At 68.4% G+C, this 25,312-nt stretch carries 23 protein-coding genes and 1 pseudogene; 11 read left to right on the top strand and 13 right to left on the bottom strand.

Going from position 1 to position 25,312, the window contains the following annotated elements; genetic code table 11:
* The first annotated feature begins 41 nt into the window (after positions 1-41).
* Genes ACFYY7_RS39990 through ACFYY7_RS39970 form a run of 5 tightly spaced genes read left to right on the top strand, consistent with a single transcriptional unit; the run spans position 42 to position 4,236 of the window.
* Positions 42-617 carry a phosphoribosyltransferase domain-containing protein gene (locus ACFYY7_RS39990; protein WP_388669650.1) on the top strand — a complete coding sequence of 192 codons (576 nt, stop codon included), beginning with the start codon at positions 42-44 and terminating at the stop codon, positions 615-617.
* Complete coding sequence (locus tag ACFYY7_RS39985; protein ID WP_388669647.1) at positions 614-1,771, top strand: glycosyltransferase family 9 protein; 1,158 nt, start codon at positions 614-616, stop codon at positions 1,769-1,771. The genes ACFYY7_RS39990 and ACFYY7_RS39985 overlap by 4 nt, the downstream gene beginning before the upstream one ends.
* Complete coding sequence (locus ACFYY7_RS39980) at positions 1,768-2,904, top strand: hypothetical protein (RefSeq protein WP_388669644.1); 1,137 nt, start codon at positions 1,768-1,770, stop codon at positions 2,902-2,904. The genes ACFYY7_RS39985 and ACFYY7_RS39980 overlap by 4 nt, the downstream gene beginning before the upstream one ends.
* Positions 2,889-3,650: an SDR family NAD(P)-dependent oxidoreductase gene (locus tag ACFYY7_RS39975; protein WP_388669641.1), complete on the top strand. Its 762-nt coding sequence runs from the start codon at positions 2,889-2,891 to the stop codon at positions 3,648-3,650. Before ACFYY7_RS39980 ends, ACFYY7_RS39975 begins: the two co-directional genes overlap by 16 nt.
* Positions 3,643-4,236 carry a histidine phosphatase family protein gene (locus ACFYY7_RS39970; RefSeq protein WP_388669638.1) on the top strand — a complete coding sequence of 198 codons (594 nt, stop codon included), beginning with the start codon at positions 3,643-3,645 and terminating at the stop codon, positions 4,234-4,236. The genes ACFYY7_RS39975 and ACFYY7_RS39970 overlap by 8 nt, the downstream gene beginning before the upstream one ends.
* Positions 4,237-4,277: 41 nt before the next feature.
* On the opposite strand, the gene ACFYY7_RS39965 is transcribed toward ACFYY7_RS39970, so the two are convergent.
* Entirely contained in the window at positions 4,278-4,982 is a 705-nt protein-coding gene (locus tag ACFYY7_RS39965; protein ID WP_388669635.1) for a restriction endonuclease, read from the bottom strand.
* Between the two features lie 213 nt (positions 4,983-5,195).
* Here ACFYY7_RS39965 and ACFYY7_RS39960 point away from each other — a divergent pair, with 213 nt between their 5' ends.
* On the top strand, positions 5,196-6,911 hold the full coding sequence (locus ACFYY7_RS39960; RefSeq protein WP_388669632.1) for a PE-PGRS family protein: 1,716 nt from the start codon (positions 5,196-5,198) through the stop codon (positions 6,909-6,911).
* Here the strand turns inward: ACFYY7_RS39960 and ACFYY7_RS39955 are convergent.
* From ACFYY7_RS39955 to ACFYY7_RS39910, 10 genes and pseudogenes are all read right to left on the bottom strand, one after another.
* Positions 6,841-7,683 (bottom strand): PE-PGRS family protein, encoded by an 843-nt coding sequence (locus tag ACFYY7_RS39955; protein WP_388669629.1) that lies wholly within the window; start codon positions 7,681-7,683, stop codon positions 6,841-6,843. The two genes, ACFYY7_RS39960 and ACFYY7_RS39955, sit on opposite strands and share 71 nt — an antisense overlap.
* Positions 7,684-7,749: 66 nt before the next feature.
* Positions 7,750-10,566 carry an RNaseH domain-containing protein gene (locus ACFYY7_RS39950; RefSeq protein ID WP_388669626.1) on the bottom strand — a complete coding sequence of 939 codons (2,817 nt, stop codon included), beginning with the start codon at positions 10,564-10,566 and terminating at the stop codon, positions 7,750-7,752.
* A gap of 15 nt (positions 10,567-10,581) precedes the next feature.
* On the bottom strand, positions 10,582-13,893 hold the full coding sequence (locus ACFYY7_RS39945; RefSeq protein ID WP_388669623.1) for a hypothetical protein: 3,312 nt from the start codon (positions 13,891-13,893) through the stop codon (positions 10,582-10,584).
* Positions 13,890-15,137, bottom strand: coding sequence for a hypothetical protein (locus tag ACFYY7_RS39940; RefSeq protein WP_388669620.1), 1,248 nt, complete (start codon positions 15,135-15,137; stop codon positions 13,890-13,892). Before ACFYY7_RS39940 ends, ACFYY7_RS39945 begins: the two co-directional genes overlap by 4 nt.
* Before the next feature lie 61 nt (positions 15,138-15,198).
* Complete coding sequence (locus tag ACFYY7_RS39935; RefSeq protein WP_388669617.1) at positions 15,199-16,491, bottom strand: helix-turn-helix domain-containing protein; 1,293 nt, start codon at positions 16,489-16,491, stop codon at positions 15,199-15,201.
* 140 nt (positions 16,492-16,631) lie between these two features.
* Positions 16,632-17,152: pseudogene (locus ACFYY7_RS39930) on the bottom strand (IS5 family transposase); the annotation flags it as partial.
* 53 nt (positions 17,153-17,205) lie between these two features.
* On the bottom strand, positions 17,206-17,688 hold the full coding sequence (locus ACFYY7_RS39925; RefSeq protein WP_388669614.1) for a hypothetical protein: 483 nt from the start codon (positions 17,686-17,688) through the stop codon (positions 17,206-17,208).
* 52 nt (positions 17,689-17,740) lie between these two features.
* Positions 17,741-18,790 carry a NucA/NucB deoxyribonuclease domain-containing protein gene (locus tag ACFYY7_RS39920; RefSeq protein WP_388669611.1) on the bottom strand — a complete coding sequence of 350 codons (1,050 nt, stop codon included), beginning with the start codon at positions 18,788-18,790 and terminating at the stop codon, positions 17,741-17,743.
* A 591-nt stretch (positions 18,791-19,381) separates the two neighbouring features.
* Positions 19,382-19,540, bottom strand: coding sequence for a hypothetical protein (locus tag ACFYY7_RS39915; RefSeq protein ID WP_360937294.1), 159 nt, complete (start codon positions 19,538-19,540; stop codon positions 19,382-19,384).
* A gap of 146 nt (positions 19,541-19,686) precedes the next feature.
* On the bottom strand, positions 19,687-20,130 hold the full coding sequence (locus ACFYY7_RS39910; RefSeq protein ID WP_360937274.1) for a phage tail protein: 444 nt from the start codon (positions 20,128-20,130) through the stop codon (positions 19,687-19,689).
* Between the two features lie 184 nt (positions 20,131-20,314).
* Between ACFYY7_RS39910 and ACFYY7_RS39905 the strand changes: the two genes are divergently transcribed.
* Positions 20,315-20,581, top strand: a complete 267-nt coding sequence (locus ACFYY7_RS39905) for a hypothetical protein (RefSeq protein WP_388669607.1) — start codon at positions 20,315-20,317, stop codon at positions 20,579-20,581.
* A gap of 171 nt (positions 20,582-20,752) precedes the next feature.
* The gene (locus ACFYY7_RS39900; RefSeq protein ID WP_376633236.1) at positions 20,753-20,956 is read left to right on the top strand and encodes a DUF6207 family protein; all 204 of its coding nucleotides are present in this window, start codon (positions 20,753-20,755) and stop codon (positions 20,954-20,956) included.
* Positions 20,957-21,053: 97 nt separating this feature from the next.
* Here ACFYY7_RS39900 and ACFYY7_RS39895 read toward each other — a convergent pair whose 3' ends face one another.
* Together ACFYY7_RS39895 and ACFYY7_RS39890 are read right to left on the bottom strand one after the other, a co-directional pair.
* Entirely contained in the window at positions 21,054-21,410 is a 357-nt protein-coding gene (locus ACFYY7_RS39895) for a hypothetical protein (protein WP_388669603.1), read from the bottom strand.
* Positions 21,411-21,621: 211 nt separating this feature from the next.
* The gene (locus ACFYY7_RS39890; RefSeq protein WP_388669601.1) at positions 21,622-22,323 is read right to left on the bottom strand and encodes an HNH endonuclease family protein; all 702 of its coding nucleotides are present in this window, start codon (positions 22,321-22,323) and stop codon (positions 21,622-21,624) included.
* Between the two features lie 222 nt (positions 22,324-22,545).
* Between ACFYY7_RS39890 and ACFYY7_RS39885 the strand changes: the two genes are divergently transcribed.
* From ACFYY7_RS39885 to ACFYY7_RS39875, 3 genes are all read left to right on the top strand, one after another.
* Positions 22,546-22,941: a peptidase inhibitor family I36 protein gene (locus ACFYY7_RS39885; protein ID WP_388669598.1), complete on the top strand. Its 396-nt coding sequence runs from the start codon at positions 22,546-22,548 to the stop codon at positions 22,939-22,941.
* Between the two features lie 392 nt (positions 22,942-23,333).
* On the top strand, positions 23,334-24,281 hold the full coding sequence (locus tag ACFYY7_RS39880) for a Ku protein (RefSeq protein ID WP_388669595.1): 948 nt from the start codon (positions 23,334-23,336) through the stop codon (positions 24,279-24,281).
* A gap of 23 nt (positions 24,282-24,304) precedes the next feature.
* The gene (locus ACFYY7_RS39875; protein WP_388669592.1) at positions 24,305-25,252 is read left to right on the top strand and encodes an ATP-dependent DNA ligase; all 948 of its coding nucleotides are present in this window, start codon (positions 24,305-24,307) and stop codon (positions 25,250-25,252) included.
* The last annotated feature ends 60 nt before the right edge of the window (positions 25,253-25,312 follow it).

The raw sequence follows: 25,312 nt of genomic DNA, 5'->3' as shown, positions 1-25,312 counted from the left end.
TCCCTCTCCTTTCTCCTTCTTCATCCGACTGGAGCTTCGCCATGCCCGAAACCATCGCCGTGCCCTCCTTCTCCGCCCGGATCGTCGAACGCCTCAGCGTCGGAGCCACGAGCCGCCGCGAGCGCGTCATCCACTCCCTCGACGGCCTGGAGAACCCGGTCCACCCCGATACCCTCGCCCACACCGGAGCCGACCTGTGGCGCCTGCTCCAGGAGCAGACGCCGGACGGACTCGGCTCCGTGGACTTCCTCCTCGGCCTGGACGCCGGCGGCATCCTGCCGACCGTCTCCCTCGCCGGCGCCGCCCACCTCCCGTACAAGATCGCCTGGAAGCTCCACCTCCCGCTCGACGGCGCGGTCCGCTTCAGCGAGCCCCACGCGATGCGCACCGACGTCTTCGCGTACGGCATCGCCCCCGGCCAGCGGATCGTCATCGTGGACGACGAGATCACCACCGGCCGGACCTTGGCCGACCTCATCCGCCGCCTCCGCGAGGCCAGCGCCGTCCCGCTGGCGGCGGCCTGCCTGGTGGAGGACACCACCCGCGGAGCCCGCGACCTGCTCACCAGCCTCGGTCTGCCGCTGATCTCGCTCACCACGATCGAGGGCGCGGCGTGACCACGGTCGCCCCGGCAGGGGTCCGGTTCCACCCAGGTTCCCCGGCCGTCCCTGCCGAGGCCGTCCACACCACCCCGCTCGGGTACGACCGGGACGACATTCCCATCGGCGCACCGCTCCCGCTTGCCGCCTCCGCCGAGCTCGTCCACCGCCTGAGCGGGTGTGGTGAGGTCGTGGTGGCTTTCGAGGGGAAGCTCGGCGACACCCTCCTCGCGCTGTCGGGGGTGCGCGCGGTCCTCGACTGGCTGCGGCTGCGCTCGGTTCGCGTGGCCGTCCGGACAGTGGGTCCGTACGCGGGGCTGATCACCCGCACTGGGCTGCTAACGCAGCCCCAGACCACCGTGCCCAGCGGCTGGCGGGCCGTGATCGGAGACCGCGCAGGGGTCGAGGCACAGGGTTCGACGGCAACGGTGAGCCTGGTGCTCGACCCGGCCGCCCCGCCCTGCTGGTCGACCGACGGCCGCGCCCACCCGGACCTGCCCGCCCGCCACTACCTGGCGATGGAGCGCCGACTCGGCATCCGCCTGCCCGCCACGGCCCCCTTCGCTCCCACCCTCGCGACCGGGCCGAACAACCTCGTGGAAGAACTACGCTCGATGGGCTGGCTGGGCGACTTGAACATCGCCGCCATCACCGCCACCAGCTGGCCGGAGCGCAAGGACTACACCGCCCAGCGCTACATCACCCTGGCCGAGCACATCGCCGAGGCCCACCAGGCCCAGGCCCGGCTGCTGCTCATCGGCGGCAACCCGGGCGACGGCCTCCGCATCACCGCAGAAGCACCCCAGCGCCACGTACAGGCCCTCCGCATCGACGGCATGCCGGCCAACGGCCTCGCCGACCTCTTCCCGCACTGCCACCTGATCGTCGGCAACGACACCGGCCTCACCCACCTCGCCGCGATGGCCCACGGCCGGGACAGCGGCAGCCCACCGGTCATCGGCCTGTACGCACGCCACAGCCACAGCAAGTGGCGCACCGGTCTGCCGCACCACCACGCCATCGCCACCTTCCTGTCCGACCGCATGCACCGGGGCGATCTCTGCCCCGTCCGCGACGCCATCGCCCCGGACACGGACGTGCACATGGACGCCTTCCCGCCCGCCACGCTGGCCCAGGTCGGTCTGGAACTCCTTGACGGGGTGCGGCGATGACCTTCCGACCCCTCCTTCGGATCGGCCCGGTACGGCGCTTCACCCGCAACCTGCTCTGGTCCGTCGACCTCCTCGGCCGCCCGCTGCTCCTGAAGTACACCCGCGATGCGGTCGAGGCCCGCGAGGAGATCCGCGGTCACGCCCGCCTGTCCCGGCACTATCGCGTCCCTGCCCTCCGCGCCCATCTGCGCGTGCCGGATGGGCACCTCCTCGCGTACGAACGCCTCCCCGGGGGCACCGGCCAGGGACTCCTGCTCGACCTCCTCAATGCGGACGAGCCAGGCGGCGACCTCCGCACCTACATGGACGAGCTCACGGCCGCGTACCGCGAGGTCATCCTCGCGACGGCATGGCCAGCCGAGCTGGCGCACGTCGTCCGCAAGCTGTACTGGGACCGCGCGGCGTCCGGCGGTCGGCTCGACACGTACTACGCCGGGAAGGACTTCCTGATCGCCGACGGTCTCATCGACGTCCCGGTCTCCCGCCTCAACACCTACACCCTGAAGATCAACGGCCGTCGGCACCACCTGGACTGGGCCGCCACCCTCCGCTGGCTACGCGCCCACTTCGCCACAGACGAGCCGGTCTGGGCGGCCCTCACCCAAGGCGACCCCACCGACGTCAACCTCGCCCACCCGCTCGCCTGGTTCGACTACGACACCGCCGGGATGAACAGCATCCCCGGCGAGTTCGCCAACTTTCTCTGGTACGCCTCCGCCCTCGGCGGCTGGCTCGTGCCCACGTACAACCCGGCGGCCTTCTCCGGTCACCCGGCCACCTTCGCCCAGGTCCCGGCCAACACCCCCGAGATCCGACGAGCGGACGTCGACCGCACCACCAGCACCATCCACATCGACTACACCCCGCGCCTCTCGGCTCCCCGGCGAGCAGCAGTGACCGCGTACTGGAACCAGCTCGTACGCCCGATCGCGGACCGCCTTTGGCCCGGCTCGGACCTCTCGGACCTGCTCCGCCCCTACCTCGCCATGCGCATTCTCGGCGTCTACAACCTGGCCGACCTGTCCCCCGAGGACCGGCTCGTCCTCCTCGCCCGGCTCGCCGAGGCCATGAGCCCCACCTTCGACCCGACCATCTACTTCTGCCCGCTGGAGTCGCCATGCCCGACCCCCTGAACGGCCGCACCGCCCTGGTCACCGGAGCCACCGGCGGCCTCGGCTCGGCCATCGCCCGCCGCCTCGCCTCCGATGGCGCCACCGTCGCCCTTGCCCACCTCCACGACGACCTGGCCGCAGCCGAGCTCGTCACCCACATCACCGACAGCGGCGGCACCGCTATCCCCCTGGCGGCCGACCTCCGCGACGCCGAGGCCGTGCGCGCCCTCTGCCACCAGGCCCACGACCAGCTCGGCCCGATCGACATCCTGGTCAGCAACGCCGGCGCCTACCCCCGCCGACCGTGGACGGAGACGACACCGACCCACTGGAACGACGCCCTCGCCACCAACCTGACCAGCCACTACCTCCTCGCCCACGAGCTCACCCCCACCATGACGGCCACCGGCTGGGGCCGGATCATCACCATCGGCTCGGTCCTCGCCACGGCAGGCCGTCACGACCTGTCCGGCTACATCACCGCCAAGGCCGGTCTCGAAGGACTCACCCGCGCCCTGGCCCGCGAACTCGGCCCCGCCGGCATCACCGTGAACTGCGTCGCGCCCGGTTCCATCCGCGTCCCCGTTGAGGACACCGTCGTCGACGACGCGGAGGCCATGACCGCCCGACAGCTCGCGCGCCAGTGCGTCCAGCGCCGGGGCCGCCCGGGCGACGTCGCCGCGGCCGTCGCCTTCCTCGCCACCGACGATGCCGGCTTCTTCGCCGGCCAGACCCTGCGCGTCGACGGAGGCTGGATCCTTGGCTGACATCTGGCTCATGCGCCACGGCGCCTACGAAGGCCACCGCCCCGGCTACCACGCCCCGCACGAGGCCACCCTCACGCAGGAGGGCCGCAACCAGGTACGCCGCTCCCTCCCCCTCCCCGAGGGCATCACCGCAATCGTCACCAGCCCGATCCCCCGTGCCCGCCAGACCGCCACCCTCGCCTCGCACCTCACGGGCCTGCCGATCGTGGCCACCTCCGGCCTCCTCGCCGAATGGCGCGCACCCAGCATCGTCCTCGGCCGCACCGCCGAGACCTACCCACCGGCCTACCGCGCCTGGCGAGCCCGCCGCCTCGCCATACCCTCCCTACGCTGCGAAGGCGGCGAAAGCCTCACCGGCCTCCACACCCGCGCCCGCCACTGCGCGGCCTTCCTCCACCACACCGCTGGGCGTCACGGCCCCCTCCTGGCCGTCTCCCACACCCTTCTCCTCGGCGTCCTCACCCACCTCCACGAAGGCCCCGCCGCCTTCATCACCGCGGCAAAGGCCCCCTGGCAGTTCGCCGAGGTCCGTCTCCTGCCCGCCCACCAACGCATGGGACCCGGCCTTCAACGACCTGGCCAGTAACCGGCTGGTGCCCCGACTGCTACGCCCTACGGAAGACGCTCCTACCCATACGTCTCCTTCCAGCGCTCTCTGTGCCGACGGTCACCCTGCCCCAGACCGTTCACCGCACCGCGCGACGGCAACGAGGCGCCGTTGTTCCACAGTCCGAAGTGATCACGATGAACGGCAAGGATGCCGTTCTCCGCAGCGAACTTCTCTGCCGGCCCGCTGAAGTACGTGGTGGCCACGAAGATCGCCACATCGACCTTGAAGTGCACCTTCGCACCGAGCAGATCCCGGACCTCCCGGCTGGGGATCTTGCGTTTGGGTGCGTACCGCTTGCACTGGATCACCATGCTCCGCCCATCGGGAAGACGCCCCAACACGTCAGCCCCGTTGTCGTGCGAGCCACCAACCCTCCGAACGTCGGTACACCCATCGCGCCGACACAACTCCACGACGAAGTCCTCGAACTCCGTCCCTGTCATCACATCGACCTCGGCAAGCGTCCGGTGCCCGGCTTCTACCGCCTCGTCATGCCGCCACAGCCGATCCCCACCCCTGATGAACCGATCGGTCCTCCACAGCCACCACCCACCTCCGGCAACGCCACCCAGAAGGAGCGCACCCACGAGATAAGGCCAGATCACGCTCCAGAAGGCCACCAGAAGGACGCCGCCCACGACCCCGGCGATGGTTCCGCTCCGAAGTCGTCTCTCTCGCCGCTTTCGAGCCACCGCTCCTCGCCGCTTCCGTGCCACTGCCATGGCGCCCCTTCCTCGTCCAGTGCAGCAGTCTCGGGAAACGTGAAGCATCCGAGTAGGGCGCAGTCCAGCCAATGGCTGGTCTCATTGGAGGGCCTGACTCATGGATGCCGGGAGAGCATCGGCGGGGACACGGCCCAGCCGACTCGTACGGCAAGCTCGGCCCTGGAGACACTCAGACAGCAGAATGCGGGAACATGACCATTTTGGTTGTGGGTGCTGGGCGGGACCGGTACGACGGTCACCATGTACCGATGGTCGCCGCTCAACGATCGCCAACTGGCCTTGCTCATCCGCATCGGAGAGGGAACGGATCCCGTAACCTCTGCCAGTCCTGAACTCGCCATCACCACCCATGCCCTCAAAAACCGGGGTCTGGTCACCATGCCCAAGCACGGTGGGAAGTGGCAGGCGGAGATCACCGATGACGGCCGCTTCTATCTGGAACACGGTCACCACCCGGACCGGCCTGAACCGACCCCACGCAAGCAACGGCCAGCAGTTGTCGAGCCGAAGCCAGAGGCTGCGGCACCTCCCCGCCAGGGGGCGAAACCTCCGGCCGAGACGAAGCCTGCGCCAGCGCGCCCTGCGAAGCCGCCACGCCAGTCACCGGCGGAAATCGGCACGGCCTTGATCGCGGAGGTGCAGAAGGCTGGCAGATTCCTTCGGATCCCCGATCCAAATGCAGAGGCGCGGGCCCGCTATCGCCGGGCGTTCGACGCCGCTCGGCAGTGTGCTCCGGACGGCTTCCACCTGAAGTACAGCGGGCGTGCAAAGGGAGACTTCTTCCTTGGTCTGCTGCGGGTGACGGGCGAGGACGACACCGAGTGGAACCGGATCCGCCTGGCGCGCAGCCGTGTGATCACCGACGTCGAGGACGTGATCGCGGCAGTCACCGCGGACTACAGCGCCTTCGAAATCTCGGACGAGGTACTCCCACGGGTGCTTACCCTCCTTCGGCTCCTCGCCGAGCAGGTTCTGGCGCGGCACGGCGACATCGCGGTGTCGAAGAAGCGCAGGCAGGTGCGGCCGCTGCTCACGGTCCACGGCAGGACGTACGAGATCAGCTTCAAAGAACGGCAGAAGCAGGTCCGGTACGTGCCCACGCAGCCGGGCCGGCGGACGTACGAATGGCAGCGGGTCACCCCGGCCCACCGGCTCGAACCGTCCGGCGAGCTGGAGCTGCGGGTGGCCCCGCAATCGGGGTACAGCTACGGCTGGACGAAGGAATGGTCCGACACCGCCAAGAAGCCGTTGGAGAACCAGATCGATGCCGTCCTCCGAGCGCTGAAGGCCCGCGCGGAGGAAGAGGAGCAGGCCCGGCTGACGCGGGAGGCGGAACAACAGCGTCAGCGTGAAAAGCGGGAGCGGCAGGAGGAGGAACGCCGCCTGCGAGAGGCCCAGGAAGAAGAGGAGCACCGCCGGCGGAAGGCGGAGAAGAAGGAGCGCACGCGGCGAGAGTGGGAAGCTGCGGTCAGCGTAGCGACGATCAAGGCGATGGACGCCGTACGGGTCGACCGGTTCGGCACCGCCCTGGCGCAGTGGCGGGTCGCAGGAGAGATGCGGGCCTTCTGCGCCTCGCTCGACGAGGCCGCCTCCACCTCGGACGACGCCCACGAGGCCGAGCAGCTTCGCAAGTGGTCAGCGTGGGGGAAGGTGGAGGCTGACCGGCTCGACCCGACCGTGGCCGGCCGGAGCCTGACTGGCCACAGCCTCCACGCGGAACCCACGGGTGACCAGCTACGGCCTTTCCTCGACGGCTGGCACCCGCAGCGGCCGGAAAAAGAGAAGCCTCCGAAGCAGGAAGAACCCAAGGCGGAGGCTGAACCGCCCAAGCCGGAGCCGGAGCGGTGGCGCGGCTTCAGCGACGAACGTCTGAACCAAGGCTGGAGATATGGACCCCAAGGTCGCGCTCAATGGTGGAGGCGATGACGCCGTGCCCACGGTCACGTAGGGCCTTCACCGACTTCTCCACGAGCTTCCCGAGCCGGGCGACCTCCTCGCGCAGGGCGACCAGCTCGTCGTAGCGCTCGGCCTTGTCCTGACCACACCACTCCCGGACGGTCCGCAGGACGGCCGCTTCCGCGTCCAGCTTGCGGTCGTCCCGGCGGCTGTAGGAGTACCAGGAGGACTGCGTGCGCTCCTGATCGATGGCCTGCTGCCTGCGGTCCACCTCCGGAAGGATGTCCTCGGCGAGACGGCCGGCCACAAGGCGTGCAATGCGCTCGGTGATCGGCCACCCGGCCAGACACCTGCCGTGGCGGTTCTCGTAGACCATCGGATCGCCTCGCAGCTCCGCGGGATCCATGCCGACAAGGGGAGCGCTGCCGTCGAGACTGCCCATCTCCAGGATCCCTGCGTCCGCGACACTGCGCCGCAGCCGCAGCTTGCTCTTCGGGCGGACGAACCCGAGGATCAACCGTGCAGCCTCGAAGTCGGCACTCTCCCGCGCGTGACGCGACGCCTCGGCCAGAGCAAGCTCGCTCGCGTCGTCCGCACGGAACGCCTCGACGTCCTCCCAGCGAGCTACGAGGGACGTCGCGTCGACCCACTCCTGCAGTCCGGCGTCGTCGCCGTCTAGGAACCGCACGTGGAGCCAGTCAGCCCTGCCACAACCGCCTACTCGTACGACCTCGACCCGACGAACCGGGCCGCCCAGCTCCTTTGGCCTCGCTCGGTAGGCCCAGTGCTCACCCATCTCCATGGGTCCATTGAGCCAGGTCTGCTGATCCCGTCGCCCCGTGATTGCGAAACCAGCTGCGTGGCTCCTCTACTCGGTTGTTTCTGCTTCTTCGCCTCCGTCCCCGCTTCCCGGCTCCGCATTAGCCACCTCACGCCGGTACTGCGGGTGGTCGAGGTCCATTTGCCGTGCCGCATGCAGCGGCACCGGGTAACGGGCGCGGTCGGACCAGAAGAGGGTCTGGTGGCACAGGCGGGCGGTCATGGCCGCCAGTGCCTCACGTGCCTCGTCGGACGGTCCCCCGATGGGGAGGATCTCGGTGGCGGTCATGGCGTAGAAGTTCTGCGGCATCTCGCCTTTGCGGCGCTTCGATCGGTCCTCTGACTGCACGGATTTCTCCGCTTCCCATCGGGTTCGCTTGGATCCCAGGCGGCCTGCACCGCTGCCGTCGTAAGCACGCGGCACGTTGCACAGCAGCCACGCCGGCGTCCCGAAGTCCGTGTCGACTTCGAAGAGCAGCGTCGAGGTGTCCTTCTCAACGGGTTCGGCGCCGTCCTTCTTGCCCAGGTGGGTGACGCTGACAGGCTGGGGAACCTCCTCATCTTCCGTGTTGAGACGGATGACGGCCAGAGGTGCGTCCCCGCCGAGCCGCGCCCCGGGAAGCTGGTACCGGCTCCGGACGCCGTCACCGCCTGTCTGTCCCGGCTGGTCGCCGAGGCGCATATTCTGCAGACCGTCCCACATCCGTCGCGCGGACTGCGCGTCCACGGTGACTGTGTACTGCGTGCCGTCCAGCTCGTCGGCGAGGTCGCCAAGGGCGCGTTCCACCATGTCGGCGGCGCCGTCCCACTTCTGCCGATAGCTCGTCGTGTCCGCGGAGGGTTCGGGATAGGGCTGGGTGTGGAAGGCGTTCTGCGCCGAACGGTACGGCCGCCATACCGGGGCGGTAGAGCTCCAGCCGAGCAGAGACCATGCTCCCTGCGAGGACTGTGGCGGAACCAGCGCGGTGGCCGTAATGACGGTCTTGGGCTCGCCCTTCTCTCCAAAGCGGCGGTTCTGCTGTCGCACGTGCACGCCGACGTGAGCCAGCCGGTCGACGGGGAATCCGTTTGTGCTCTGAAGGGCATTGGAGATCCGTTCGTCGGTGACACCGAGCGAGCGGTACAGGTCGAGCAGAGCCATCTGTGCTGGGTGGTCCTCGCCAGTGGGCTCAATGACACCTTCCTTCCCGCGGCCTTTCAGGTACTGCGACGGGACGTCGAGTCGAGCCAGCACAGACTTCGTCTGCGGTTTTGCGTCCAGATCGTCCAGGTCGCGAGCCTCGACGCCAGGGAAATCATCAGCGTGCGGAAGTTCAGTCTCGCACCAAGCACCGACCAAAACTCCGTCGCGGGACCTGAGTGAGGCGCTCACAGCTCCCAAGGCTTCCGCCCGGTCCCGCCCGCGACCTGGCCGCAGGAAGTCCGGCACGTAATGGAAGACAGCTGTGATCCGCCCCTGGTAGAGGTCGATCTCGACGCCTTCCTTGGTGTCAAGGCCGACGGGGCTGAGTCCGAACGCGTTACAAAACGTCTGCAGCATGCGCTGCCGAGTCTCGTCGCGGTACCAGAGGCATGCGATGCGGAGCTTCTTGAAGCCGGCCTCGTCGACGGAGACAGAAAGCGACTCCGCTGACGGGAAGAGACTGCCCCGCGCGCGCAGTGGCTCCTTGCTGCCGGTCCGCTCGCGTTCCTCCTTACGACGCTTGTACTCCTGGGCCGAGACTTTCTCAGGGTCGGTAGGGCGTCGCGGCAGCGTCATCGCGGTCTGGCGCATGGACAGGCGCTCTGCGTCATCACCGAAGACGGCGTCTGCGTGGGCGCGCAGGAGCCGTAGGTGGTGCATGCCGACGCCGGTTCCGATCGGATGTTGGTAGTTCTTTGCGGGGATGGGCCAGACCTGGCCAGGGTGTTCGCGGGGGAACTGCAGCTTCTCCTTGAAGGCCCTGGCCCGCTCGCGCAGTTTCTGCTCGCGCTCGGAACGCTTGGCGATGGACTGCAGAATCGAGTAGTCCATCTCCAGTCGGCCGAGTGCTTGCAGGGTCTGCCGGGGGATCGTCTTCATTCCGCCCCGCCCGTTGAGCTTTACCTCCAGGATCGGGCGTCCCTCACCGGGCTGGACGGCAAGTGCAGTGGAGCTGTAGATCAGCGAGGACGAGATGCGGGAGACGCGCGCGTCCAAGAGCAGCACAGGGTGTTGCATATTCGGGAGGGTCTTAAGGCGCACCGCCGTGCGGCACACGGCGTAGCGACCGCCGCTCTCGTTCTCCCAGGGGTCGTCCAGCGCGACTAGGCCGCCAGTGATATCGGGACGCAGTGCGATCACTCGACCGTTGGAGAGCTGGAAGGGAACGGCTGCGAGACGCTCCGCCAGCCCCCAACCCACGCTCTTGTAGAGCCAGTTCGGGGAATCCGGCTGGGTTTCCTTAGTCCCTGCCAGGTGCTCCTTCAGGGCGAATTCCCGCTCAGGAGCCCTCGCGATCCGTGCTGCGAGCTCGGGCTGCTTCCTTAAGTCGATCATCTCGACCTGCTCGCCGAGGGCGAGGCCGTACGTCAGGGTGAAGGCTTTGCACAGCAGATCGCTGTTGATCGGCTGCCGTGACACCAGGAACGGCGCTGCGCCCTTGGGCTCGAAGTACACATACCCGCCGGTGATCACCTGGAGCACGGTCGTGGCGATGGTGTACGGCGCCTGGGCCTCCTCCTTGCCGAAGCGCTTCCTGCACTGATTGGTGAAGGTGCCCCACAGCTTGGCCGTCTCCGCGTCCAGCCAGCGCACATGAACCGTGGCGTCCCCCACCAGAGCGGGAGTGCCGCGGTAGGCCAGTGTGTGCAGGTACTTGCCCGGCTCGAGGTTTTGGTCGTTCACTCGTCTCTCCTCTTTTCAGGGGGTGAAGGTCGGGTCGATGCCCGCGTAGGAGAGGAAGGCGTTGAGGGCTTCCCCGTACAGGTCGTTCATCTGTCGCTTCACCACCGGAGGCCACTGCTCGTGAATGCGGCGCAGGACGGTTTCCAGATCCGAGCTCCAGGTGTCCTCGTGGAAGGCATAGTCGACCAGGTGCAGGACGGCCTCGGTACCGCCTCGGCGGGCCCGTCCGGCCAGCTGGATCAGGTCGACGACGACACCCGCAATGACCTCCTCCTGGAGCGACTTGGGCATGGAGGTGAACTGAGGCGTCGCACGCAAGATCAGTTCGAGCTTCTGCCATGCGGCGGTGCGTGCCTTCTCCAACGCGTCGTCTGGGTTGGCGCTGCCGCCCTCTGGGAGTGCGTGCAGCCCGGCGGCGTTGACGCTGGCGTACATCTCCGCGGGTTCGGCGAACAGCGCCAGGGGGCGGACACAGAGGTAGACCGAGCGCACGGCGGAGCGGATCCCGACGACAATGTTTAGACCGCGGGCGATCAGCGCCAAGGGAACGACCAGGACGTTGCCATATTGCGGGAAGTCCTCGAACTGCTCGGCCGTGAGGCGAGTGGCGATGTTCTCCCGGGGTAGGTCGGGGTCCGGGCTGTGCCGGTCGCCGTCCCGCACGGCCACGCAGAGTCCTTCGCGGTAGGTGCCAGCCTGCGCGATGCCTCGCGCCAGCCAGGCACACTGCTGGTACGAGTTTGCCACGACCAATACATGTGCGCGGTCCTTGTCCTTGGCACGCTGTCGCTCCAGCTCCCGGTGGATGTACTGGTCGTACAGCTCCGTGCCGAGCTCGATCAAGGCGCCCTTCTTGCGGCTGGGGTGCTGGCCCGAAATCTTGATCGGCTCGCCGTACATGGGGTGTCCCTCGCCGTACTCGATACGGTGGCGTCGAGCGCGGATCGAGCGGGCCTGAGCATCGGTCATCCACCAGCGCACGGGCGCGTGGACGTGCTCACGTACCGCCTGGGGGAAGTACGCCGTGGCGGAAAGGCCCATGACGGGACGCTCCACCCCGGCCAGGCACAGCGAGACAAGACCGCCTAGCTCGGCGGTGAAGGTGTGCGGGTCGCCCGCGATGCTCTGCGCAACAAGCTCGGCATCGCTCTCCCGCTTCTCCAGACCAGTTACCCGGTAACCCGTGATCGAGCGCCCCAAGAGGCCAAGTGGGAGGACGGCCGAGACAGCGCTCGGGCTGAGCGTCTCGGCAATCCGCTGCGCGGAGCGAAGCCCGGAGGGGCGGTAGTGCTGCACGCAGGTACGCAGTTCGGAGAGCGCTTCATCCAGCTCAGTCATGGTCGCCCGAGTAACGAGCAAGTTGACCGCCTGGGCACGCTGGTACGGGTCCTTAACCCGTGACTCCAGCAGCTGGTGCAGATCGAGCTTCACGGCGTCGAGCAGTTGTTGGCCGCGCGGGGCCACCAGCGCCTCCAGAGCGCGGCGCACCTCGTCCCACCCCACCTCCGTCGGATCGCTCTCCGTGGCGCGTGACTGCAGGTAGCGGGCAGGCATGAGGTCCTGGAGGCGCCGAGCGAGGTCAGCTGGAAGGTCTTCCTCCCCGGAGGTGGCCAGGTCCGGCCAGAGCAGACGGATCAGCTGCCGGTCACAGCCACGGGCAAGGTGCCAGCGCAGCCCCGTGCGGTCCGGCACACGGTTCCCCGCGCGCTCGTCGTCTCTGACGTCCAGACGCAGCGCGTTTTTGCATACGGCGAGCAGAAGGAACTCCGCCATCAGCCGTACCTGTCCAACCGACGGCAGCAGGCTGGCCTCTGCCGAGATCGGCAGCCGCTTCGCGTCCGTGTCCATCTCCTGCGGGGCTGCCGTCCAGTGCCTGCGCGAGTGCAGGACGACCTCGCCGGCGCATCGGTCCACCGCCCTCGACTGGAACTGGTCGACCTCGTCGACGAGGACGGCGTGGCAGGTGCGCAATGCGAATTCGGCAACGCTCACCCCCTGGACGGGGCGCCCGTCAAGGTTCACGCCGATGCGCAGGTTGCCCTGGAGGAAGGCGAAGTGATTTGTCACAACCACGTGCGCCGAACAGGCTTCGTATACGGGAGCGAACTTGCCGCAGGTGGGAATCCAGGGGCAGGCGGACGCACCCAAGTTCTGCCGGTACAAGGACAAGCAAGGCTCACGGCCGGGGGGATATTCGGCGTTGGACTCCAGCAGTGGTCGCTGGGCGCACCCATAGGAGAGCGGGTCCACGTCCCGTTCACCGCTCTCGCCCCACTCTCCGGGTGCCTGCGGGTCCTCGTCAATGAGGCGGGCCAGCTTGTGCGCGCGGTCGTGCATGCCTGATGACGACATCAGGTGCGCGCAGCCGGTCTCGTGCTTGATGACGCCGAGGCCCTGCAGGACGTGCAGGTCGGACCGGATCTTGCGGGTGATGGCCAGGCACGCCTTGATGTCGGGCAGCACGATGGCCACCCGGTGGCCCTGCTGGGCGAACCATGCGGCCAGGACCCGCACCAAGACGCTCTTGCCCGTGCCCGTCGGCGCGTGGAAGATTTCTAGCCCGCCGGCCGTCATCCGCAACGCTTCCTGTGGGCTGATGGAGTCGGACGTCTGCAGGACAGAGAACAGACCCTTGAGGACCGCGTGCAGGTAGCGCTTCTCCTCCGGCTCACCGCTCTCGATCTGCGCAGCCAGTTCGAGCAGGTCCTCGGTAGGGATGCGGGGGTTGTCCAGCGGGGGCGCAGTGGCAATGTGCGGCAGGCGGTCGTGGCCGAATGCCTCGGTGAAGCTGGGGTAGGTGGGGATCGTCAGCTGACCGTGAACCTGGCCGACGCCCTGAACGCTGATCTCCCCCGTCTTCCAGAATCCGGGGCTGGCGAACTCGGGGGGCTTCGGCCGCGCGCTGGGCCGCCGGTACCGGGCGATCTGTCGGTCAACGTAGGCCAGCAGGTCGCCGCCGACCCGCGGGATGGCTGCCTCGGCGGTGAGCGGGTCTCCGCCCGCCGGTTCAAATGTGAGCAGCTTCTGGGGCTCACCAGGGTCCTCGTCACCGAGATCCGTGAGCAGTGCCCGGGCGGCGGGGGTGAAGTGCCGTAGGTCGCCGAACTTGCCGGGGGCGTTGCGGTACACGTCGACGATGCGTCGGCGTTCTTCGCTCGTCAGCTCCGGCCACCGGTCCCAGGCCCGGAATTGCCCGGACAGCAGGAAGGCCGCCTCCCGGAAGGGGGCAGCGGGTGCATCGCTGTCCTCAGACGCCTCGGGGAAGTAGTGGGCGGCCAGTGCGAGGGAGGCGCACAGCGCCGTCTGTTCCACGGCAGGCTCGCTCACGTCCAGGCCACCCCCGAACGCTCGCAGACCATCGCGCCGAACTCGGACGCCGTTGCTACGTTCAGCCCATACCTCTTCCCCACTCCGGACAGCAGGTGCACCTGAGTAGCGCGGTGGTCTGGAACGACCAGCCACTCCGCTCCCCCGCTGTCGCCTTCCTGCGCGTGGATCAGCTGCGCAAGCGCGGTGCCCGAGGTGTAGTCCTTCACGTCGACACGCAGTTGCTCCTTCTTCCTCGTCCGCTTACGCCCGACGTGCACGCACAGGTCGTAGGCGTCCAGGGCAGGCCAGAGATCCACCTTGAGGCCGCGTTCGACCAGCCGGTCCCGCAGTGCCAGCTCCGGCAGCCCGGGGATGCAGGTGTACCGCCACACGCCCCGTACCAGAGCCTTGTGTCCCTCAATGGGCTTTGCCTCCGGAACGTACTCCAGGTCAGGCCAGAGCACTGCTTCCCGGTCGTCTGGAGGTGGCGGGGGCGGTCCCGGCAGTAGTTCGGGCGGCACGATCCCCTCGACAGGCCGGAAGCGGTAGGTGGCGCCCATCTCCTGGTGCGGCTCGTGCCAGCAGTCGACCACGCCGACCGGCTGCCCCGCCTCGCGGCGCAGAGCGATGCGCATCGGCCACCGGCACACGGGGCACGCGAACCACCAGCCCCGGTACCTCGAGGCGTAGGGGATGTCCTTGTACAGGTCCGCGACCAGCGGAGGCAGCCGCAGCTCGCTCAGCTCGCTCACCGGGCCCGCCGGGTAACGGATCAGATCGGTACGTCCGCTCTCATAAACTTTCTGATTGCCCGCCTTGCACAGCTGGGCGAAGGCCGTTTCTTGCGCGACCTCGTCGTCCACGTCCTGCCCGCTGAGCAGGCCAGCGCCTCGGCCTCCCTTTTGCAGGATGCGGAGCACCAGGCGCTGCTCCGCGGCGATGTCGAAGGCGTCCTCGGTGACGTGCCCATCGGTATCGACCACGCATAGTTCGTCGACGTCCCACCCAGGGACGCCTTCGGGCAGGAGCTGGGAAGGGTCACCACGCACTTGGCGTCGAAAGTCGGCAAAGGACAGGTAGCTGCCTGGGCCCCGCGCGGCGAGCAGCTCGCCGTGACACTCCATCAAGACCCCGAGACGGTTGGAGGGCGACTTGTCGGGGGCCGTCATCGCGTTGGCAGCACGCAGCACCGAGCGTGCCACCAGAGACTTCACCCATAGCTCGTCGACCGACCGAGCATCGTTGTTTGTCGCGTTCTTCATGAACCCAGAGGGTAAGAGTCACCACTGACAATTCGTCGTGGCTTCGTATGGAACAGGGGGATTATGAGGATTCGTCAGCGAGCGTCGTGATACCTGTGGTATCGACTCGCGGATAGCGTCGGCGGTACTCGTCCAGGTACTCAGCTGCGTGTCGCAAGCCCACCGGGGTCAGCTTCCACCGGTAGCCAGCGACGTGACTCCCGCCGTCCGCGAGCACCGGCACCTCGTCGATGAATCCCCGGCTCGGCCGCCCTGCGGACCTGTTCTTGTACCCGACGCCCAGGTAGAACGGAGCCCGGCCAGACAGTGCGTCCCGGTCCAGCCCGTCCGGGCCTGCACCTGCCACCCGGGCCATGACCCCCCACAGCCACTCGGACAGCAGAGGCATGTCCGACTGCTGCTCTGCGGGCTTACCCAGTCCGGCGCGGGCGGCGGCCCTGCCCCGCCTTGTCATCTCCACCCGAACCCTGGTCACCTCGCCAGCTGCCGGATGTTGCACCACGTCAGTGCTGGTCACCAGCAGCCCGCGGCGTTCCAAGGCGTGCATTGTCGCACCGACTCCAGGGTCGTGAACTCCATTACGCCGCAACCGTTCCTGCAACCGCGTGTAGCCCACGACATCCGCTGGTGCACGAAGAGCCAGAGGAAGCTTGCGCCACTCTGCAGGGCGGGGCACGGGCAGATGATGCGTCCGGCGCATCCACATCTCCGTCTCCGTCATGCGCTCGTCCCGCAAGACCTCTCCGAGGTAGACCCGCTGCCGCTCGTTCAACGACTCCCAGGCAGCGTTGGCTGAGCCGCTCGCCCCTTCCTGAGCCCGGCCCTTCGGGCGCACCGGCGCCGGCTCATCAGGACGGGTACGCATCCAGGCATCCACGACCATGCGTACGGGCACGCCATAGATCTTGGCCAGCGCGGCAGGAAGCCGTCCCACCACGTCGCGATCACGCCAATTCCGGCCCAGCACGGGACGCCCCTGCTCCAAGGCCGAGAGCCTCGGGGCTGACAGACATAGATCGCGTCCGACGGCCGTCCGGCGCAGCAGCTCCACCGCCTGATCGAGCGTCAGACCAGACCCGAACCGCAGGTCGACGAGCCCTTCATCCCCACGGCGAACCCCAGTGAGCTCCTCCGCATCGCAGTGCAGCGCCGTAGCCATCTTCTGCAACCGCTGAGGGGTCGGCGTGTGCCGACCCCTCTCGTAGAAAAACACCATGCGCGTCGATACCCCCATCCGTCGCGCAAGTTCTGCCTTCGACAGCCCGGCCTGCTCCCGCAGCGTCGCAAGGCGACCGGGAGCTATCACGCGTACGGGCAACGGCATGCCTCCATAGAACTGCAATGAAGACTTCATGGCAACGGATCTGCCCCCGAGCGTTACCTCGCGCCACCTGGCGGCGGGCTGTGCTCGACCCCCACAACACCGCCAGCTTCACCGTGCGCATGTGAAGTCACCCAGTCAGCTCCGCTGAACGTGCCAAGACCCTTGTACTACAGCGGGCGGCAGCGGCCGTCCGCGCTCAGGTGGAGTTTGGTGGTGAACCCGCCGCGCGAGCGGCCCAGGCCCTCACCTCCAGCACCACCTCCACCAGGCGGCCGTGAAGGCTCTGCCACGGCGTCTCGTCCTGGTGTTCTCCCACCGCGGCCCCCTTTGAGGCGGGTGCCGGCGGTGGATCGGTGCGGGCGCCGGCCGCGTGCTGGTGAGCACGGACGACGGTGGAGTCGACCGAGATGTCCCAGTCGATCTCACCCGCCGCGTCGGCCTCGGCCTGGACCCGCTGGAGCAGGCGCTCCCAGGTCCCGTCGGCCGACCACAGCCGGTGGCGTTCATAGACCGTCCTCCACGGGCCGAACCGTTCGGGCAGGTCACGCCACTGGACGCCGGTCCGCACCCGGTGCAGGATCCCGTCGATCACCTGCCGGTGATCCCGCCACCTGCCACAACGCCCGTTGCCGACCGGCAGGAACGGCCGCAACCGTTCCCACTCAGCATCGTTCAGATCACCCCGCCCCATGCCCGCATCAACGACCCGGACGAGCGGTAGTCACATGATCGGCCGGACAGCTCCTAGAGTCGGCGCCATTCGTCGCCGACCTGGTCGGTCTGGCGGATGATCCGTTCTCCGGCCGCGGGAGCGGGCCACACCTGAAGCAGGTAGGCCTCGACCGGGTCGTCGTCCGGGCCGAGACTGTCCTTGGCACGTCCCTCGTCACGGCCTCGGGCATGGACACGCACGCGGTAGCTTCCCGGTCCGCTGGTGGCGAGGTCGGGCAGGTCCTCGGCTTCGCCGTCCTCCCAGGAGGTGACAAGAGCCGAGCCGGTGGTGGAGACGAACGACGTCTCCACCACCTCGTCCCAGTCACCCTCGTGGAAAGGTGGCTCGGACACGTGCGTGGTAACGGTGACCTCGACCGGTCCGACGGTCAATCCGGTCAGGACACTGGCACCGTCCTCCTCGACGGCGATCAGCCCGTTGCCGGCGTCCGCGATGTCCGGTACCTGGTCGGTACCGAGGTCCGGGTCGACGATGTAGAACTGACGGGCATACACCCACACACGGGTACTCCCGCGTTCTTCCGGCATACCGGGTGCCTCCTCGGCGTCAGGAGATGGCGACCCAGAAGGCGTCGCCGTTCAGGATCCTATTGTCCTTGTACGCCTTGAGCAGGTACTTGGATCCACCGGCGGTGCTGTTGTGCTTCTCGTTGATCATCCTGCGGCTGAAGACACCCGTCGCTCCGCCTTCCTTGGTCGACGCGAAGGGGTACTCGTCGCAGCTCTTGCCCGTCGGGCGGGGCAGACTGCTCGGGCAGGCCTTGCCACGGTTCTTCTTAATCAGCGCCTTGTCAGTGGTGCGGTGCAAAGGCTTGCCCACGCCGGGCAGCCCCGGATGCCCCTTCAGCTTGCGCTGCGCGTCCCAGACATGCTGCGCCGCTTCCTTGACGTTCTTGTCGGTGCGGGACATCGCGAAGACAGGAACGTACCCGGGGTGAACACACCCGCCTGCCTTGGTCGTGATCCCCTTGACGGAGTCGCAGCGCACGGTGGCGGCCTGCGCGAGGCTGCCGGTGGCAGGTGACCCGACGGCCGCCTTCAGGGTGACGACGGGTGTTTCCTTGTGCTTGAGCGTCTTCGGCCCGGGTGATTTCAGGGCGAACGGGAAGCTGGTTTCCTTCTTGACCGACAGTCCCTTGGCACCGGGAGCGGAGGTCACCGTGCACTTGGTCTTCGCGGACTTGCCGCAATTCAGCTTCAGGCTTGCGATCACGCCCCGCGCCGCCCCGCTGGCACTGGTCGGGTAGAGACCGATGGTGTGCTTCCAGGTACGCGAGTCCCTGGCCGCCAGCGACGTACGCTGAGTGACCCGGATGTTCATCGTGCCCAACAGCTTCCCGCTGGGCACCTCAATGATGTCGAACCGCAGGCTGCTCATCGAGCACGCCTTGTGCCGGTCATAGGTGAGGTAGCCGGCCCTGCATGTCAGCCCGGCCGCAGCTGACATCGCGGTGGACCTGGCGGCCGTTGCCCCGGTCACCTGGGTACAGGTGGCGGTGTGCTCACCGCGCGCGGCAGCGGACTGAACGGCCTTGTGGCAATCGGCATTCAGTGCCTGGGCGGCGGGCTGCGCATGGGCGGGTGCGGTGCCGGTCATGAGGGCAGCTGTGATGCCTGCCGCTCCGATGACCGCCGCGATCCGTTGACGTGTGATGCTCAATTGATTCCCCCTCCTGACGGCCCGGAACGCAGCAGGGCAGGGCTGGAGGTGTCAACCGGCTCCCCCGAGCGATGCGCTGTGCTGCGGCCAGGCACACGTACGACCGACGCAACAACCTTGGCTGCTGCAACGCGAGCAAACGTATAGACAGACCCTTCACCCATCAAGCGAATTGTAAGTTTCCAGACAATAGGCTTATCGAGCCGACCGAAAGCCACCCGCGGAGCCAGGTCGCAATCGCACTCCAGAAGCACTATTGCAAAGTTGCTGGCGACACGAACGGCATCGCAGGGTAGGCGGCAAAAGCCTGCCGACACCGGGCGCCGTGGGCTGCAGGGCGCCATGCCCTCGGGCTGTCCAGAAGCTGCATCCCCGAGCCACCACGCTGGATCCGTACAAGGCGGTGATCGACGAGATCCTCCGGGCAGATCTGGACGCGCCGCGCAAGCAGCGGCACACGGTCACCCGAATCTTTCACCGGCTGGTCGAGGAGCACGGGGCGGACGTCTCCTACGGGGTGGTGCGCTACTACCTGGACAGGCCGACCCGCTCGCCGATCTGCCGGACGGACGGGCTCTCGCCGGTCTCGGCGATCCAGTCCCGGATCGTGGCCAGTTTTCCGAGCAGCCGCGCGTCCGTATCGCGTCTGAGCTGGGCGGGTGCGTCGCGGTCATGTCCGGGACGCATCCCCGGGGGTCAGCTTTCCAAGTCCGCCGAAGCGGTCCCAGAAATGAACCCGCGCGCGAGGTGGCCTTCGACGGCCGCCTCGTGCGCGGGTCATGGGCATCGTGAGGTGTTACTCGACGGCGACGCTGTCGGCGGCGCCACAGCGGTCACACAGGTTCTACCTCGAAACTCTCAACCACCAGTACCAGTTCCTCGATGGCGACCTCCGTGGCGGTGCCGCTGAGCGACGGTGCCGAGTACTGCTTGGGCCAGGCATTGGTGAACTTCCACCGCAACGCCGGCTTGCCCGCTTCGTCGTTGAGCACGATGTGGCCGGTGCGGCGAACCACAGTGCCCTCCAGTACGGCCCGGCGCCAGTCCCAGAGCTCTCGGTTGGTGGTGAAGCCTCGCTTGAGCGTGATGTCACCGAACTTCTTCAGCCCCGGGAGCTTGATGACCGAGAAGTCCATGTTGCCCTCGCGGTACTCGATCACGTCCTGCTCGGTGTTGGCCCCGCTGCACTCCGAGAACCCGTGCGAGCCCTCCAGCCCGTCGATGGTCAGAGTGAAGTTGAACGCGGCGAATGGATCAACCCGCTGTCCTGTTGCCATGACTGTTCCTCCTCGTGCCTTGGTAGAACGCCGTCGACCTACGACACCCATCACAGATAGTCATGATCAATGAGCACAACGTATCCGTCCGCGGTGATCTTAGGAGCTGGGCTGTGGCAAGCAATGTGATTCCGTCAACCTCGTGCCGCGGGCGTCGCGGGGCGGGCGGTGCCAGCCTGATCGCATGACTGGACTGCCGCGGCGACGGGTGTACGGGTCCGACCACGACGATCCCGACCCCTACGAGCGGCCTGGCCGTGAGTATGTCGAGCTTGTCGGCGGCGCCCTGGACGGCCAACTCGTCGATGTCACCCGCTGGACACCTGCAGAGCGGGCCATCGGGGCCATGCTGATCACGAACGACGGCGCGTACGGGGCCGGCGACCGCGCCGAGTACGAAGCCCGCCCCGGCGAGCCCGGCCGGTGGGACTGGGTCGGCGACGTCCCCTGAACTCAGGCGGTGTCCTGGCCGATGTCCGCGGCGGTGTCCTTCCCCCGCCGCCGGGCGTGGGCGGGTGGCGTCCGTCAACCGCCGCCCCGCCGGACGGGCTTCACGTCGTTCGTACGGATGGTGTGCGCGGCGCCGGCGAACCGGCCGGGCGATGACCGCGTCGCAGTCGGTATGAAGATCGACGCCCAGCACATCGACGAGCCTGGCCTCGTGGTCCTCGACATCACCGCCGCCGACGAGGAAACCGCCCACACTGTGATGGCCGCGCTGGAGCAGCGGTGGGCCACCTCCGGCATCACCCCCGTACGCAGCGAACCCGGCCTGCCGGGGGTGCGGGCGCGCGTGTACGCCGACATCCGACGCCCCGCACCATGACGGGCCCGCTCCCCCGCTCGCCACGCTTGATCCGGTGCGCCCACCGTACCGGCGGGCGCTGCAGCCGGCAGGCGCGTGGCGTCGGCGGGTGCCCTGGTCAGGATGTCAGGGTGATCCACCGGCCTGTGCGGCTTGTCTCGACGCATTCCTGATACGGATTCAGCGTGCCGGGCTGTTCCTGACAGTTCCAGGTGGATCCTGCGGCGTGGACGGTCGTGGCCCCTTCACCGCCGCTGTTCCAGGTCCGCGTGAAGGCCCTCGCGACCTGGAGTGCCGTGACGCAGTCCCTGGCACGGGCCGTTGCCACGGCGAGCCCTGAGGCCCGGTCGGTGCCGCAGATGACGCCGGCTGCCTCGTTCGTGATCTCGCCCATGGCCCTGGCCGCGGGTGTTGTCAGTGCCAGTACGGCGATGCCGATCGCTCCCGCGGCCGCGGTCCTCGTCCTCACGTTCACCGTCTTGTCTCCTTGCGGGTGTCATTCGGGCATGGCCCGCGAACCGCGATCACGGGGCACGGTCCTGGGGGGTGGGTCGCCGCGGGGGAAGAGGCCTGGTCGGAGGGGTCCTGCTCCTCCCCCGCGGCGAGTCAAGGCACGGACGGGTGTCCCGTCCGCTGCTCCGGCGGGCCTACCGGGCAGGGTTCACGCCCGGCGCCGCCGGGTGGGGTCAGGCGTCGCAGGTGTCGAGCATCTGCTCCAGGGCGGTGGCCTCGGTGGGGTTGGCGGTGAGGTGGTACTCGGCCTTCACGCTGATCCAGGCACGACTGTAGGTGCAGTGGTACGACTGCAGCGGGGGCTTCCAATTGCCGGGGTCCTTGTCACCCTTCGCCCGGTTACTGCCCGCCGAGACTGCGATCAGCTGCGAGTGGACCAAGTCGTTCGCGAACGCCTTCCGCTGCGGCGTCGACCACCCGGATGCCCCGGACCGCCAGGCTTCCTTGAGGGGGACGACGTGGTCGATGTCGATGCCCGAGGCGGACTGGATCACCTTCCCGTCGTACTCGGAGTACCAGGTGCCCGACACCGCGCGGCACTGGTCGTCCTGGACCACGCCCTGGCCGTCGCGCTGGAGGGTGACCTCGCGGGTGTCGCAGGTGCCGTACTGGGTGATCCAGTGCGGGAACTTCGCCCGGGAGTAGCCGGGGACGTCGTCCTCGTCGGCCACCACCAGGCCCGCCAGGAGCTCGCGGGCCTTGACCGCGTCGGGCGGTTTGGGGAGTTCACGAAGGGACGGGGCCTGGCCGGTGGAAGCTTGGGGGCCGGCGGCCGTGGTAGCGGTGGCGGGGGCGGCGGTCAGCGCGAGCCCTGCGAGAGCCGAGAGGGCTGTGAGGAGCGCGGTTCGGCGCAGATGACGAGTCACGCCGATCATGCTCCGGTCCCTGATCAGCGAAGAATCGTTGCTGCCCGGCGGGTGTCACCCGCGTGGGTGGGAAGTCGTACCGGGTGCGTGGCGGCGGGTCGGGGATTGGTCTGGTCCAGGGCTGCCGCTGAGCCCTGTCCGTGCATGCAGAGCCCGGCCGGCTCCTCTGCCGGAGTGAACCTGCGGGCCACGTCGTTCTTCCTGCGCAACGCAGCCTGTATGTCTGGTGTCGTGATCAAGAATGTGATGCGTGCCGCGGCAGTCGCCGCCCTGGCCCTCTCCTCTCTGGCCGTCCCCGCCTCCGCCTCCGCCTCCGGCATGGTGCGGGCAGAGATCGACTGCCCGCCCGGCTACGTGTGTATCTACCCCGAGATCAACTTCGGCGGACAGCCATGGGTACGACGCGCCGTCGACGGCGGCGTGAAGGACCTTCCGTCCGCGATCCGGGACCGCGGCAGCTCGGTCCGCAACAACTCCGAACGCACCGCCCGCGTCTACGAGAAGCGGAACTACAGCGGCCGCTGGGTCTGCGTGACCCGCAGCGGCGGCTCCATCCACGACCTTCGCGGCTACAACCTCAACGACCAGACCCGCTCCCTGAAGATCAACAACAACGACTGCGGCTGAACACGAACGCCTCCTACGGACGTGGACAGCCACCCATACGGTGGCAGCAGGACGCTGTCTCGTGCATCAGCGGGCGCTCCTGGGCAGCCGCTTCTGGTGATCGCCGCGGGCGGGAACTCGCGGCGAGGACTTCGTCGTCACCAGGCCCCAGGGCGCAGCCCTGAGCAGTCGGGAGACCTGGCCGAAGAGGCCGCCCTGGTCGGTGTGGTCGGGCCGGCTGCGGCGCTGTCAGTGTCTTCTGTGATGCGATCACGCCCGCCTCGCACAAGGATCGGAGTACGGGAGGCGGCCCGGCCGCGCCCCTGTCTCCGCGCGGGGTCAGCGCGCCCTTCTTCCCGGCGCGTTGGTCCGCTTCCCGTCCCACTACCCGCCAGGGGGGCCTGGAGGTACGCATGCCGCGGCCCTTGTGGACCGGAGCCATTTCCTTTGGCCTGGTCACGATCCCGATCAAGGTCGTCAGCGCGACCGAGGACCATTCCATCCGCTTCCACCAGGTCCACCTGGAGGACATGGGCCGGGTCCGCACCCGCAAGGTCTGCTCGATCGACGACGAGATCGTGCCGCCGGAGGAGATCGGCAAGGGCTACGAACTCACGAAGGACGAGCTGGTCCCGGTCACCGATGAAGAGCTCGACGAGATGCCGCTGCCCACCGCGAAGGCGATCGAGATCGTGGCGTTCGTCGACGCCGACAGCATCGACCCGATCCGGATCAGCGACAGCTACTACCTCGCGATCGACGGGCAGGTCGCCGCGAAGCCGTACACGTTGCTCCGCAAGGCACTGGAACGCTCCGACAAGGTCGCCGTCGCGAAGTTCGCGTGGCACAACCGTGAGCGGCTGGGGCTGCTGCGGGTGCGTGAGGATGCGATCGTGCTGCACGCGATGCGGTGGCCCGACGAGATCCGCAGCCCCGAGTCCCTCAAGCCGAAGAACGTCGACCTGGACGAGAAGGAGATCGAGCGGGCCGTCCAGCTCACCGACACCATGGCCCTCGACGACATCTCCGGGTTCCGGGACGAGTACCGCGAAGCCCTGGAGGAACTGATCGAGGCGAAGGCCGAGGGCACCGAGCTCCCGGAGCCGGCCGGGGGCGAGGAGCAGGAGGCCGGGAAGGTCGTCGACCTGATGGCCGCTTTGAACGCCTCCGTCAAGGCGGCCCGGGAATCGCGCGGCGAGCACGGCGGCCCGGACGCGACCGTGCACGCGATGCAGCCGCGCAAGAAGACCACGGCCAAGAAGGCCGCCCCGGCCAGGAAGACCACGGCCGTCAAGACGCGCACGGCGAAGAAGACCACCACGAAGAAGACCGCGGCCGCGAGGAAGCGCAGCGCGTCCTGAGCGGGCGCCTGGGCGGGATGGTCATGGAGCTGCTGCGGATCGCTCCGATGCTCGCCACCCCGGGCAGCCTGCCATCCGCGGCCGTGGAGGGTCGGTGGGCGTTCGAGGTGAAGCAGGACGGGCAACGGGCCATGGTCTACCTCCCGGGCGACGGGACAGTGATACTGCGGTCCCGGTCCGGGGCGGACATCAGCGCCGTCTACCCGGAGCTCGCGGGGCTCGGGGCCGTGCTTGGCCGGCGCGCGGTTCTGGACGGCGAGATCGTCGCACTCGACCGTGAGGGGCGCAGTGACTTCGAGCGGCTGCAGTCCCGCATGGGCCTGACCTCGGCGGCGAAGGCCGCCCGCATGGCCCAGTCGGTGCCGGCGCATCTGGTTCTGTTCGACGCCGTGCACCTCGACGGCCGCGGCCTGACCGGGCTGCCGTACGCCGAGCGGCGCGCCCTCCTTCAGGGCCTGGGGCTGGACGGGGAGCACTGGTCGACGCCCGCGGCGGTCGTCGGACACGGCGAGCAAGCACTGGAGGCGACCCGGACTGCAGGACTGGAGGGCCTGGTCTGCAAGCGGCTTGCTTCTGTGTACGAGCCCGGGGTCCGGTCCCGCTCGTGGATCAAGATCCGGCACGTCCGGACCGTCGATGTGATCGTGGGCGGATGGGTGCCCGGCCGCGGCCGGCTCACCGGCCTGCCCGGCGCCCTGCTCGTAGGAGAGGCACACGAAGGCGGGCTGCGGTACGTGGGCAGCGTCGGCACCGCATGGAGCGACACCGAACGCACCACACTCGCCGCCCTGCTCGAAGCCGCCGCGATCGACGACTGCCCCTTCGACGAGGTGCCGCACTTGGCCGGAGCACGATGGGTCCTGCCACGTCTGGTCGGCGAGGTCCGCTACACGAGCCGGACCCGCGGGGGACTGCTGCGCCAGCCCTCCTGGCACTGGCTGCGCCCTGACCTCGCCCCCGACGGCATCTGAGCGCGATAGCTGTCCCTTGGGCGTGGCGTCTGTCACCGGCCCTCAGCTTCGCGAGGATCG

The organism is Streptomyces sp. NPDC001933 (assembly GCF_042890955.1).
Classification (GTDB): domain Bacteria; phylum Actinomycetota; class Actinomycetes; order Streptomycetales; family Streptomycetaceae; genus Streptomyces.
The sequence above is the reverse complement of the archived record's forward strand: the minus strand, read 5'-3'. Positions and strand labels throughout refer to the sequence as shown.

Excerpts from the sequence above, each read along its gene's own strand:
- ACFYY7_RS39955 (WP_388669629.1), bottom strand. The coding sequence starts at position 7,683 with ATGGAGATGGGTGAGCACTGGGCCTACCGAGCGAGGCCAAAGGAGCTG.
- ACFYY7_RS39915 (WP_360937294.1), bottom strand. The coding sequence starts at position 19,540 with ATGCGTCCCGGACATGACCGCGACGCACCCGCCCAGCTCAGACGCGAT.
- ACFYY7_RS39880 (WP_388669595.1), top strand. The coding sequence starts at position 23,334 with ATGCCGCGGCCCTTGTGGACCGGAGCCATTTCCTTTGGCCTGGTCACG.
- ACFYY7_RS39990 (WP_388669650.1), top strand. The coding sequence starts at position 42 with ATGCCCGAAACCATCGCCGTGCCCTCCTTCTCCGCCCGGATCGTCGAA.
- ACFYY7_RS39875 (WP_388669592.1), top strand. The coding sequence starts at position 24,305 with ATGGAGCTGCTGCGGATCGCTCCGATGCTCGCCACCCCGGGCAGCCTG.
- ACFYY7_RS39965 (WP_388669635.1), bottom strand. The coding sequence starts at position 4,982 with ATGGCAGTGGCACGGAAGCGGCGAGGAGCGGTGGCTCGAAAGCGGCGA.
- ACFYY7_RS39910 (WP_360937274.1), bottom strand. The coding sequence starts at position 20,130 with ATGGCAACAGGACAGCGGGTTGATCCATTCGCCGCGTTCAACTTCACT.
- ACFYY7_RS39890 (WP_388669601.1), bottom strand. The coding sequence starts at position 22,323 with ATGATCGGCGTGACTCGTCATCTGCGCCGAACCGCGCTCCTCACAGCC.
- ACFYY7_RS39935 (WP_388669617.1), bottom strand. The coding sequence starts at position 16,491 with ATGAAGTCTTCATTGCAGTTCTATGGAGGCATGCCGTTGCCCGTACGC.
- ACFYY7_RS39920 (WP_388669611.1), bottom strand. The coding sequence starts at position 18,790 with ATGACCGGCACCGCACCCGCCCATGCGCAGCCCGCCGCCCAGGCACTG.
- ACFYY7_RS39975 (WP_388669641.1), top strand. The coding sequence starts at position 2,889 with ATGCCCGACCCCCTGAACGGCCGCACCGCCCTGGTCACCGGAGCCACC.
- ACFYY7_RS39940 (WP_388669620.1), bottom strand. The coding sequence starts at position 15,137 with ATGAAGAACGCGACAAACAACGATGCTCGGTCGGTCGACGAGCTATGG.
- ACFYY7_RS39900 (WP_376633236.1), top strand. The coding sequence starts at position 20,753 with ATGAAGATCGACGCCCAGCACATCGACGAGCCTGGCCTCGTGGTCCTC.
- ACFYY7_RS39905 (WP_388669607.1), top strand. The coding sequence starts at position 20,315 with ATGACTGGACTGCCGCGGCGACGGGTGTACGGGTCCGACCACGACGAT.
- ACFYY7_RS39980 (WP_388669644.1), top strand. The coding sequence starts at position 1,768 with ATGACCTTCCGACCCCTCCTTCGGATCGGCCCGGTACGGCGCTTCACC.